At 34.3% G+C, this 12,220-nt stretch carries 9 protein-coding genes; 3 read left to right on the top strand and 6 right to left on the bottom strand.

Annotated elements, in window-relative coordinates; genetic code table 11:
• The first annotated feature begins 70 nt into the window (after positions 1-70).
• A complete protein-coding gene (locus EQ921_RS01895) occupies positions 71-934 on the top strand; it encodes a glycoside hydrolase family 25 protein (protein WP_128330352.1) in 864 nt (287 codons plus the stop codon).
• A gap of 102 nt (positions 935-1,036) precedes the next feature.
• On the opposite strand, the gene EQ921_RS01890 is transcribed toward EQ921_RS01895, so the two are convergent.
• Positions 1,037-1,567, bottom strand: coding sequence for an META domain-containing protein (locus EQ921_RS01890; protein WP_128330351.1), 531 nt, complete (start codon positions 1,565-1,567; stop codon positions 1,037-1,039).
• Positions 1,568-1,731: 164 nt separating this feature from the next.
• On the opposite strand from EQ921_RS01890, the gene queA reads away from it, so the two are divergent.
• Together queA and rlmN are read left to right on the top strand one after the other, a co-directional pair.
• Positions 1,732-2,781, top strand: a complete 1,050-nt coding sequence (gene queA, locus EQ921_RS01885; RefSeq protein ID WP_128150654.1) for a tRNA preQ1(34) S-adenosylmethionine ribosyltransferase-isomerase QueA — start codon at positions 1,732-1,734, stop codon at positions 2,779-2,781.
• A gap of 16 nt (positions 2,782-2,797) precedes the next feature.
• Positions 2,798-3,838, top strand: coding sequence for a 23S rRNA (adenine(2503)-C(2))-methyltransferase RlmN (rlmN, locus tag EQ921_RS01880; protein ID WP_128330350.1), 1,041 nt, complete (start codon positions 2,798-2,800; stop codon positions 3,836-3,838).
• Between the two features lie 7 nt (positions 3,839-3,845).
• Here the strand turns inward: rlmN and EQ921_RS01875 are convergent, their stop codons facing one another.
• The 5 genes from EQ921_RS01875 to gltB form a co-directional block, all read right to left on the bottom strand.
• The gene (locus EQ921_RS01875) at positions 3,846-4,202 is read right to left on the bottom strand and encodes a hypothetical protein (protein WP_128330349.1); all 357 of its coding nucleotides are present in this window, start codon (positions 4,200-4,202) and stop codon (positions 3,846-3,848) included.
• A gap of 151 nt (positions 4,203-4,353) precedes the next feature.
• Positions 4,354-5,064 carry a nicotinamide riboside transporter PnuC gene (pnuC, locus tag EQ921_RS01870; protein ID WP_128330348.1) on the bottom strand — a complete coding sequence of 237 codons (711 nt, stop codon included), beginning with the start codon at positions 5,062-5,064 and terminating at the stop codon, positions 4,354-4,356.
• Positions 5,065-5,069: 5 nt separating this feature from the next.
• Positions 5,070-5,987, bottom strand: a complete 918-nt coding sequence (locus EQ921_RS01865; RefSeq protein WP_128330347.1) for a DMT family transporter — start codon at positions 5,985-5,987, stop codon at positions 5,070-5,072.
• Positions 5,988-6,091: 104 nt separating this feature from the next.
• Complete coding sequence (locus EQ921_RS01860; RefSeq protein ID WP_128330346.1) at positions 6,092-7,513, bottom strand: glutamate synthase subunit beta; 1,422 nt, start codon at positions 7,511-7,513, stop codon at positions 6,092-6,094.
• A 17-nt stretch (positions 7,514-7,530) separates the two neighbouring features.
• On the bottom strand, positions 7,531-12,033 hold the full coding sequence (gene gltB / locus EQ921_RS01855) for a glutamate synthase large subunit (protein WP_128330345.1): 4,503 nt from the start codon (positions 12,031-12,033) through the stop codon (positions 7,531-7,533).
• Between the last annotated feature and the right edge of the window lie 187 nt (positions 12,034-12,220).

The raw sequence follows: 12,220 nt of genomic DNA, 5'->3' as shown, positions 1-12,220 counted from the left end.
CAAGTTTTATAAATTTGATGTCTTGAAGATTTTATTTTCCAGAAAAATTAAAAAATGGCAAAAATTCCTTATGAAAAAAAGGACAAAGAAAACAACGAAGAATCAAAACCTAAAAAATCCAAGCTATAAATTTTATTATTGGCTTACAGGAATTATTCTTTTACTTGCACTTGTTTTCTTTTTCAGAACTACATTTACCATGTACTATTTCATAATCAAAGGTAAATTTGAAGAAAGAGAGTATGGATATAAAAATCTGGAAAAATTAAGGCCTGAATCTGAAGCTTTAAAAATTCATTCGATAATTAATCGATACAGATCTCATGCGATAGGAATAGATATAAGTCAACACCAGGGAAATATTGCATGGGACAGTGTTAAGTATATTAAAAATGATATTCCTATTTCGTTCGTTTTTGTGAGGGCTACACGCGGGGCTTATGTTCAAGATGCTTTTTTCAGGAAAAACTGGACAAATCTTAAAAATAAGAATCTTTTAAGAGGAGCTTATCACTATTATGATGTAAATAGAAACTCAACCGATCAGGCTGAAAACTTTATAAAAACGGTAACTCTTGAAAAAGGAGATCTTCCACCAGTTCTTGATATTGAAGAGTTACCCAAAAACCAGTCTTTGGAATTATTAAAAAAAGGCATAACCAACTGGTTACATTTAATTGAAAAACAGTATCAGGTGAAACCTATTATTTATTCCAATGATGCCTATTTTATTCATCATATTGCAGATATGGATTTGACAGAATACCCTATCTGGGTTGCAAATTACAATCCCAGAAATAGTCCTAAGCATAGCCGATGGTCTTTCTGGCAATTTTCGGAAAAAGGTATAATTAAGGGTATTACAAGTAATTTTGTAGATATTAATATTTTTAATGGTAATACGAATCAGTTGGAAAAGCTAACTATAAAATAAGGAAAAGGCCAGTAAACAACTGGCCTTCTCTGATCTTAACTAAGTATAATTATTTAAAAATTCAAAAATATTTATCGGAAATATCCGAAAAACACAAGAAATTTATTTTTTTACAAATTCTAAAATCAACTGTCCATCCTTAAACAAAAACAAATTGTTGCCTTCATATTTTGCGATGTTTACACTTTCCATTGCCTGAGTAAATCCGTATTCATCATTTTTATTTTGACACATCATACGGGTGGTTACGAGTCTGGATATTATAAATTTATTTCCTTCCAATGCAAAACCACCACTGTAACGATTACATCCGGCAAACCCCTGTACTCGTGATTCTGCTTTATCAAAACTTAAGGTAGGAACTTTATCAAATAAATCTTTCGCAGACTTACCGTTCATTTTAACCAACTCCCAGGTATCTTTAGACTTTATATTATCCATTGACAGAAAATCCGAGTTTGAAGTTTCAACTAAGGAAAGCTCTGAACCAGCAATTACCTTTTCACTTCCAACAATTTCATTATTGTCCCTTTTTTCATTTTTATGCGTTCCGCAATTATAAAGCATTATCAGAAATACAAGAATTAAAGACAATTTCAAATACTTATTTGTTATTTGCATAACATTTTTCATAATTTAGTTATATTACTATTAATGCGCATTCGAGAACAAAAAACCTGCCAAATCTTTAGAATCTTCTGAATAAAATATGTTTGAGGAAGCTTATATTAAGAAATACTTGACTTTAGGGTGTTTCATATTGTATATTTGCAAACTTAAATTGAAAATATTTATAAATGAAGACTTCAGATTTTGATTTTAAATTACCCCCTGAGTTATTGGCTGAAAGACCTGCGGAAAACAGAGATGAGGCAAGGTTAATGGTGGTACACAAAAAGACAGGGGAAATTGAACATAAATTATTTAAAGATGTCATTGACTATTTTGACGAAGGAGATGTCTTTATTTTGAATAATACAAAAGTTTTTCCCGCTCGCTTGTATGGCAACAAGGAAAAAACCGGAGCCCAAATTGAAGTTTTCTTACTTCGTGAACTTGATGCTGAATCAAGAATTTGGGACGTATTGGTAGATCCTGCCAGAAAGATCCGAATCGGCAATAAACTGTTTTTTACAGAAGATGATAGTCTGGTAGCTGAGGTAGTAGATAATACCACTTCCCGTGGAAGAACTTTACGTTTTTTATTTGATGGTTCTTATGAAGAATTCAGAAGAAAATTAAAAGAACTAGGGGAAACACCACTTCCTAAATATATTAAAAGAAAACCGGATGCTGATGATGCTGAACGTTATCAAACTATTTATGCAAAGGAAGAAGGAGCTGTAGCAGCACCTACTGCCGGATTACATTTTTCGAAACATTTACTTAAACGGCTGGAAATTAAAGGCGTTGAATTTGCTGAAGTTACTTTACATGTTGGATTAGGAACTTTTGCTTCTGTAGAAGTTGAAGACCTCTCCAAGCACAAAATGGAAAGCGAACAAATCAGCATAAATGAAAAAACTTGCAAAATAGTTAATAATGCAATTGAAAGTAAACATCGTGTATGTGCTGTGGGTACGACCTCGATGAGGGCTATTGAAACTTCTGTATCTGCTAATAAGCGATTGAATCCCTACGATGGATGGACGAATAAATTTATATTTCCTCCTTACGATTTTGGTATTGCAGATGCTATGATTACCAATTTTCATACACCTAAATCAACCTTAATGATGATGATCGCAGCTTTTGCGGGTTATGATCTGATTATGAAGGCTTATAAAGAAGCTATTAAAGAAGGATATAAATTTTATTCGTATGGTGATGCTATGCTAATCATATAACATACGGGATTATATTTTGAACACAACTAAAAAAGATATCAGAGCCTTAAGTTTACATGAACTTGAGGCTTACTTTTCATCTATCGGTGAAAAAGCGTTTCGTGCCCGTCAGGTATATGAATGGTTGTGGAATAAAAATGCTCATTCTCTTGCAGATATGACCAATCTGTCGAAATCTTTACGAGAAAAACTGGATGAACATTTTATCATAAATCCTGCAGAAATACACGTTATGCAGAGGTCTATAGATGGAACTATAAAAAATGCGGTAAAGCTTCATGACGGCAATGTGGTTGAATCGGTAATGATTCCAACTTCTACCCGAACGACAGCTTGTGTATCTTCTCAGGTTGGATGCAGTCTTGATTGTACCTTTTGTGCAACGGCAAGACTTTCCAGAATGAGAAATCTTACTCCTGCTGAAATTGTAGATCAGGTAGTTTTGATAGATAAGCAAAGCCGAGAGTACCATGAAAAGCCTCTTTCTAATATTGTTTTTATGGGTATGGGTGAACCCATGCTTAATTATCCCTCTGTTACCGAAGCTATACGGAAAATAACAGATGAAAAAGGGTTAGGCATGTCACCTCGCAGAATTACTGTATCCACTTCCGGAATACCTAAAATGATTACTAAACTGGCAGATGAAAATTTAAAAGTTCGTCTTGCTTTATCTCTTCACTCAGCTATAGAAAGTAAGAGAAATCAATTAATGCCATTCAGCATTAAATTTCCTTTATCAGATGTTATGGAGTCTTTACAGTATTGGTACTTAAAAACAAAAAGCAGAATTACCTTTGAATATATTGTATGGAAAGGGATTAATGATACTGACGAAGATATTCAGGCTCTGGTAAGATTTTGTAAAAAAGTACCGTCTAAAGTCAATTTGATTCAATATAATTCTATTGAGGAAGGAGGCTATAATCAGGCTTCCAACCAAATTACCGAACGCTATATCCAACTTCTGGAGAAAAACGGAATTACTGCTAAAATTAGAAAAAGCCGGGGCGAAGATATTGATGCAGCCTGTGGACAGTTAGCCAATAAGCATTAAAGTTATATCAAATATTCTGAAAGAGCTTTTCCAATTTCTGTGTTTCCGTCCTAATTTGACTTACTCCGATAACACCTCCTGAAAATCCGCTGGATACAGAGGATACTGCAACAGAATAAGTGTTTTCTCCCTCGGGTTTTATAAGAACCTTATATTTAAAATACTTTACAAATGCTCCAAATAAAAGTCGTAATACCCGATCTCCTTTAACATATACTAAACCTTTTGCTCTGTCAACTTTTTTGTATTTTTCACCTCTTAAAGCCAGATCTAAGGTGTTTTCCAAATCGCTTTCTGAGGAACATTTATAGATGTGCACAAATGCTGTAGAAGTAGTAATTTTATTATTTAAAAAAAAACTCATAATTATAACTTATTACTATTATTTTATAAAAATACTAAATTTAATTAATTTCTAAATTGTTTTTAAACGTAGTAAACATAAAAATATTTACAATCTTTTCAATATAAATAGCTTAGATATGAAATCTAAAATAAACTTTAACATTGAAAATTTATTTTCCGGATTCTTTATACCATTTATAAACCCCAATTAAGGCATTGATTTCATATAATACCGACTGAACGGCGAAAATATAATTATGGGAGAGTAGGTTAACGGTAAACCATATGAGATTACTTACAGACCAAAGAATCCAGGAAAAGGGTTGCCTCATGATCATAGTAAACTGTGCAGACACTCCAATGACAAAGGCTATACAATTTAATATAAATAACCAGAAACTGGTTTCTTTGCCTATAATTGTTTCTCCATAGAAATACATAATTAATACTCCTAGTACACAGAACAAGATAGTTAGAACAAGACTTGTATAATTAATTTTTGATATTTTAACCTTGCCTTGCCTATCCTGATTTTTCTTTTGGGTCCAGAGACTTAACCCTAAGATATGAGTAATAAAGTAATATAAGCTACTTGCAGCTAATCCTAAATTACCAAATAAATACTGAGTGTAAATTTCTCCTACATTGGCAGACATACCTAATACGTTTGACCATATGGGTGAACGCCCTACTAAAACACTTACACACATATACCCTAAAAATACGGTAAGAACAAAAATACAGACTGCCGTGAAAGGCTGTTTCCCGGTTTCCCACATCTCCCAGCCTAAATATAAGGTAATTCCAAAGGCAACTGCATACCATAGAATTCTGAAAATTTTCTCTAAAGATAAATAATGATTTCTATTTTTTGTTTCCATACATTTTATTTTACCTTCTTCCGTACGTATTTTATTTTAACTCCATTCTCAGCCATATAAACACCCGCTAATATACAGATAGAACCTGCAATTGCTATCTGGGTTATTTTTTCGCCTAAAATTGCGGCAGAAGTTATCAAAGTAACTAAAGGCACTATATAAATATAATTAGATGTTCGGATAACTCCCAAATTTTTAACTGCTGTATTCCACATGAAAAAACATAGCATGGAGGCTATAATTCCTAAAAACAATAAATTTATATAAACTACAGGTCTAAATAAAATTTTTAAATCAATGCTAATAGGCTCGTATATAAAAAAGGGAACAAGAGTTATGATTCCGTAAAAAAAGACTTTCCTTGTGATAAATAATATAGGATATCTATTTTCCATTTTCCTTAAAATCAGACTATAAAAGGCCCAGGAAAAAGCTGCCGCAACAGTTAAAAAATCACCCAAAGGATTTAATTTTAATATAAAGCTGCCATTAAAAATTACTAAAGTTACTCCAATAATAGCCAGTAATGAACCATACATGAGTTTGGTGGTTGGTTTTTCGTTTTTTCTATTGATTAAAAAAGACAAAAGAGCTGTAAGTAAAGGAGCTGTACATAAAATGAGAGAAACATTGGAAGCCTGAGTTATTCCTAATGCCATATTTTCTGTTATAAAATATAACGATCCTCCGAAAAGACCTAATAGCCCGAAATAAAATTCATCTTTCCAGTTTTCTGATAAAAATTTTTTGGGAGAAAAGAACCATATACAGAGATAAGCCATTAAAAATCTAAAAAAAAATATTTCAGTTGGCGTCAATCCGTTATATATTAAAATCTTAGTTGATATTAATGTAGTTCCCCAAATTACAGCTGTTATTAAAGCCAGTAAATGATATCTAATTTCTTTTCCTTTTGCAATCACTGAATATTGTATCTAATTAGATGCAAAAATAAAAAATACTGGCAGTTATAAAATATAACTGCCAGTAAAATAATTTCTGTAGAATAAAATTAAATTTTAAGGATTTAGCTTTTTAAAAACTGATCGATATGCTCAGCTGTCTTTCTTGCATGAGCAATACTGGAAACTACTAAAGATTGCCCACTGACACAATCTCCGGCAGCAAACACTTTATCAACACTAGTTTTTCTTAACTCATCCGTATGAATATTTTTTCTTTCATTCATAATGATTTCCATTTCTTCTAAAAAACCTTCCTGTATAGGGTGAACAAATCCTAAGGCTAAAAAAACCAAATCGACTTTCAAAGTTTCTGAGTTTCCGGTCTCATTTAGCATCATTCTTCCGGTTTCATCTTTTCCCCATTCTACTTCAACAAGTTCTACACCTGTTAGCTTTCCGTTTTCTCCAATAAATCTTTTGGTATTTAGTGCCCATCGTCTGTTGCTACCTTCTAAGTGAGAAGATGAGGTTTTAAGATAAACCGGAAAAGGAATCGGCCATCTATGTTCAACTTCTTTAAGTTCTTTGGGCTTAGGTAAAATTTCAATCTGGATTACATTAGCCGCTCCTTGCCTGTTTGCCGTACCGATACAATCTGATCCGGTATCTCCTCCTCCTATTACTAATACATTTTTACCTTTTGCATTAATTAATTGCTCTTCAGGAACCATTTCTCCGGCAATAAGCTTATTTTGCATAGTTAGGTACTCCATAGCATAGTAAACCCCCTCAAGCTCTCTTCCTTCAATGGAAAGATTTCTAGGCACCTGAGAACCTATAGCTATACAAACCGCATCAAACTGAGCAACTAGTTCAGAACTTTTAATATCTTTCCCTACTTCGGTATTGGTCACAAATTCAACTCCTTCCTCTTTCATTAGCTCAACCCTTCTTTGTACAATATTTTTATTGAGTTTAAAATCAGGAATACCATATCTCAAAAGTCCACCTATACTATTTTCTTTTTCAAAAACAGTTACCATATGTCCTTTTTTATTTAATTGATTGGCTACGGCCATTCCTGCCGGCCCTGACCCTATGACGGCAACTCTTTTGCCTGTTCTTTCCAATGGAGGCTGAGGTTTCATATGTCCTTCGGAATACGCATGTTCCATTACTGCTGCTTCATTCTCCCGAATAGTAACCGGTGAATCATCAATGGCTAATACACAGGTTTTTTCACAGGGCGCAGGACATACCCTTCCCGTAAATTCGGGAAAATCATTAGTAGACTGTAAACTATGTGCTGCTCTCTTCCAATTTCCTTTATAAATAAAATCCTGCCATTCAGGCATTTTATTTCCTAATGGACAACCATACTGGCAAAAAGGAACTCCGCAGTCCATACATCGTGATGCCTGCAACAGGCGATCTTCTGTGTTTAATGTCTGCTCTACTTCGCCATAATCTAAAATCCTTTCATGTTTTGGACGATAACCGGCTTCTTTTCTATATACTGTTAAAAATGCTTTAGGATTTCCCATTTTTATTTTCTCTTATCTTAATAATCGTATTCTACTTTTGAAATTTTTTCATTAATTGCTTTCATCTTTTCTTCCTGTAATACCCTTTTGTATTCAATCGGCATTACTTTTATAAAGCGATTAACCTCTTCGTTCCAATTATCCAGAATTCTTCGGGCTATAGGACTTTGAGTATGTTCATAATGTGTGGTTATCAGATTTTGTAGCTCCCGATTATCTGACGAATCTTCAATTAAAGACAGCTCCACCATTTCCATGTTACAGTAATAGTCAAAATCACCATCTATGTCATATACGTAAGCGATTCCACCACTCATTCCAGCGGCAAAGTTTCTTCCGGTTTTACCTAATACTACGGTTCTACCTCCGGTCATATATTCACAGCAATGATCTCCTGCACCTTCAACTACTGCAATAGCTCCACTGTTTCTCACACAAAATCTTTCTCCCACCTGTCCGTTTATGTAAACTTCTCCTGATGTTGCTCCGTATAAAAGTGTATTTCCAGCTATTATGTTACTTTCAGGTCTGAAGTTGGATGAACCTGGGGGTAATAATATAATTCTTCCTCCTGAAAGCCCTTTTCCTAAATAATCATTAGCATCTCCTTTTAATGTAAATGTAACTCCTCTGGATAAAAAAGCTCCGAAACTTTGTCCTGCTGATCCTTTAAATGAACAACATATCGTATTTTCCGGAAGGCCCTGGTTGCCATATTTTCTGGCAATTTCACCGGAAAGCATAGATCCTACGGTTCTATCCGTATTTTTAATAGCATGGGTAAGCGAAACCGGCATGGCTTTATCAATTGCGGGATGACAAATTTCTATAAGTTCCCTGTCTAATACTTTATCAATTTTATGATCCTGAAGTATTGCCTGACGTATTGAGTTTTTATTCTCTTGTGGATAGTAAAGTATTCTTGAAAAATCTAATTTTTCCTGACGAGTATTTATACCTTCTTTTTTAGCATATAAAAGATCTGCTCGTCCAACAACATCTTCCAATCTTTTAAATCCTAGTGCAGCCAGATGTTCCCGGACTTCTTCCGCAAGGAAATTAAAGAAATTGATTAGATAGTCACTTTTCCCTTTAAACTTGGCTCTTAGTGCTTCATTTTGTGTAGCAACCCCTACCGGACAGGTATTTAAGTGACATTTTCTCATCATAACACAACCTAAAATTATCAGGGCACTTGTAGCAAATCCAAATTCTTCAGCACCTAGCATAGCCGCTACTAAAATATCTTTCCCTGTTTTAATCTGTCCATCAGCCTGTAATCGAATATTACCTCTTAAGTTATTAAGTACCAAAGTCTGCTGAGCTTCTGCTAAACCTATTTCTAATGGTAAGCCTGCATGTTTAATAGAACTTAAAGGGCTGGCTCCGGTACCTCCGTCGCAACCACTGATTAAAATTAAATCTGCTTTTGCTTTAGCTACTCCTGCTGCAATGGTTCCTACTCCACTTTCTGATACTAACTTAACACTTATTATAGCTCTGGGATTTACATTTTTCAAATCATAAATTAACTGTGCTAAGTCTTCAATAGAGTATATATCGTGATGGGGTGGCGGAGATATTAGGGATATACCCGGTATGGAATGTCTGGTCTTAGCAATAACATTATCCACTTTAAAACCCGGTAACTGTCCTCCTTCTCCTGGTTTTGCTCCCTGAGCAACTTTAATTTGAATTTCATCTGCATTTACCAAATATTCCGTGGTAACTCCAAAACGTCCGGAAGCTACCTGCTTGATAGCTGAGCGCGCATTTGTAGCAAAACGTTCTGCCAGCTCTCCCCCTTCTCCTGTATTACTTTTTCCTCCAATTGTATTCATAGCAACCGCCATGGCTTCATGGGCTTCTTTGCTAATAGAGCCAAAGGACATAGCCCCCGTTACAAACCGTTTCATTATGGAAGATGCCGGTTCTACTTCGCTTATATCTACGGGTTGATTGGACTTGAAATCAAAAAAGTCACGAATAAATATTTTATTGGTTTTATAATCGACCTCACGGGTAAACTCTTTAAATTTGTTATAATCGCCAGTTCTGGTAGCAATCTGTAGTTTAGCTATGGTCTCGGGATTCCAAGCATGCGCTTCTTTATCTTTTCTCCAAGAATAAAATCCTAAATTTTCATAAAATGTAGAATTATAATTTTCTTTATATGCTTTATTAAATGCCTGTATTGCATCTTCTGCAATATCTCCTAAATCAATTCCTTCGATTTTTGAGACTGTATTACCAAAATAAGTACTCAATACACCTGTATTAATTCCTACAGCTTCAAATACTTGTGCACCTATGTAACTTTTCAGGGTTGAAATCCCCATTTTAGAAAGCACTTTAAGAAGACCTTTATGAATAGATTTCATATAATTTTTTTCCGCTGTAGGAAACATCATCTGAATTTCCCCTCTTTTCACCAGACTATCTAAAACGGCAAATGACAAATAGGGATTAACTGCATTTGCGCCATACCCAAACAGCAAGGCAAAATGCATAACTTCCCGGGGTTCGGCAGATTCTATAACCAAATCAACCTGCATTCTTTTCCTTTTGTTTACCAGGTAATGATGTACAGCTGAAACTGCTAATAGTGAAGGAATAGCTATTTCTTTCAGACTTGCAGTACGATCACTTAAAATAATGTAATTACTTCCACCATCTACAGCTTCTTCAACTTTTTTACAAACTATATCTAATCCTTCCTCTAATCCTTTCGTAGGTGAATGCTCATCAGGCGAGAATGTCATAGGAATAACTGAAGACTTAAAACCTTTATAATCAAGATGTAAAAGTAAATCAAGCTCTTTATTCGTAATTATAGGATAGGCCAATCCTACCATTTTACAATGTTCCGGCATTGGCTCCAAAATATTTTTATGTAATGAGCCTATATACCCGGCCAAAGACATTACCAATTCCTCTCTTATAGGATCAATAGGAGGATTAGTAACCTGTGCAAAATGCTGTCTGAAATAATTGAATAACTGGTTGGGTTCTTTTGACAAAACCGCTATAGGAGTATCATTTCCCATAGAACCAATAGGTTCTTTCCCATCTACAGCCATGGGTATTAATAATTTTTCAATATCCTCTCTATAATACCTGAAAGCGGAAAGTTTTGTTTCTAAATTATCCAACTCATATTTAACAGATCTTCCAGAACTTATACCATCTAGAGATATTCTGTTTTTACCTAGCCATCTTTTATATGGGTAAGCTTTGGCTAAATTTTCTTTTAATTCTTTATCATATTTAATAGTTCCTTCTTCAATATCTACCATCAGCATTTTCCCAGGTCTTAACCGGCCTTTTTCTCTAATTTCAGAAGGATCAAAGTGTAATACTCCTGTTTCTGACGCTACAACCATTACATCTTTATGGGTTATTAAATATCTTGCCGGACGTAATCCATTTCTATCGAGCAGTCCGCCGGCATATCTACCATCACTAAATAAAATAGTTGCAGGCCCATCCCATGGCTCCATTAAAATACTATGATATTCGTAAAAAGCTTTAAGATCTGAAGAAATAGGATTTTTATCGTTCCATGATTCTGGAATCATCATTGCCAATGCGTGAGGAAGAGATTTTCCAGACATTACCAGAAATTCTAATACATTATCAAAGGATGCACTATCACTCATTCCTTGTTGTACAATAGGCCAAATATCCTTTATTTCTCCGATTTTTTCGGATTTAAGTACGCTTTCTCTTGCCTCCATCCATAGACGATTACCTTTAATCGTATTGATTTCACCGTTATGTCCTACTAGGCGAAAAGGCTGAGCTAAATCCCAGGTAGGGAATGTATTTGTACTAAACCTTGAGTGAACCAATGCTATTGCGCTTGTAAAGTTGGGATGTAACAAATCAGGGAAATATTGCCTTAATTGACAAGATGTTAACATTCCTTTGTAAATAATTGTTCTTGTGGACAGACTGACAATGTAACAACTCCTTTTATCTTTTATATCTGCTTCTAATATTGCTTTTTCATATTTTTTTCTTAACAAATAAAGTTTTAGTTCTAATTGTTCTTGTGAAAAATCTTCTCCTGAGATAAAAATTTGTTTAATTATAGGCTCGGTTTCTATTGATGTTTCTCCAAGTATATGACTATTGACGGGAACATCTCTGAACGCTAAAAACGTAAGTTTTTCTTTATTTATTAAATCTTCTAAAATAGCTTTAGCTTTTTCCTCTTCGCTTTTTTCTTTAGGAAAGAAAACCAGTCCGGATCCGTATCTCCCTTTTTCGGGAACGGCAATACCCTGAAGAAGAACAAATTCATGAGGAATCTGCATCATGATACCGGCACCGTCTCCTGTTTTATTATCTGCACTTTCTGCTCCTCTATGAGTCATGTTTTCCAGCACCTGAAGCCCATTCTCAATAATTGAATGCGAACGCACACCTTTAGTGTGAACTATCAATCCTACCCCACAAGCATCATGCTCATATTCGGGGCTATACAATCCTTTTTGTATTACTTCTTTTTTCCACATATTATTAATTCAGATAATTTTAGTTTGTATAAGATTATTCTACTTGTTTATTTGTGACGTGCCTATACATTAAATACTGATTTATATTTCAGAGCTTGAAATATTTCATTTATTTAGCTGATTTTATTTCCAGAATTTGTATTTAAAAGTATTTACCAACAAACAACCTGCAAATATATCAAAAATC

Origin of the sequence: Apibacter sp. HY039 (genome assembly GCF_004023655.1) — a bacterium.
In the GTDB taxonomy this organism is placed as follows: Bacteria; Bacteroidota; Bacteroidia; order Flavobacteriales; family Weeksellaceae; genus Apibacter; species Apibacter raozihei.
This window is presented reverse-complemented; position numbering and strand designations above follow the sequence as displayed.

What these genes read in the sequence shown, in the direction of transcription:
- pnuC (WP_128330348.1), bottom strand. Translation starts at nt 5,064, where the DNA reads ATGGAAACAAAAAATAGAAATCATTATTTATCTTTAGAGAAAATTTTC.
- EQ921_RS01890 (WP_128330351.1), bottom strand. Translation starts at nt 1,567, where the DNA reads ATGAAAAATGTTATGCAAATAACAAATAAGTATTTGAAATTGTCTTTA.
- gltB (WP_128330345.1), bottom strand. Translation starts at nt 12,033, where the DNA reads ATGTGGAAAAAAGAAGTAATACAAAAAGGATTGTATAGCCCCGAATAT.
- EQ921_RS01875 (WP_128330349.1), bottom strand. Translation starts at nt 4,202, where the DNA reads ATGAGTTTTTTTTTAAATAATAAAATTACTACTTCTACAGCATTTGTG.
- EQ921_RS01895 (WP_128330352.1), top strand. Translation starts at nt 71, where the DNA reads ATGAAAAAAAGGACAAAGAAAACAACGAAGAATCAAAACCTAAAAAAT.
- EQ921_RS01860 (WP_128330346.1), bottom strand. Translation starts at nt 7,513, where the DNA reads ATGGGAAATCCTAAAGCATTTTTAACAGTATATAGAAAAGAAGCCGGT.
- queA (WP_128150654.1), top strand. Translation starts at nt 1,732, where the DNA reads ATGAAGACTTCAGATTTTGATTTTAAATTACCCCCTGAGTTATTGGCT.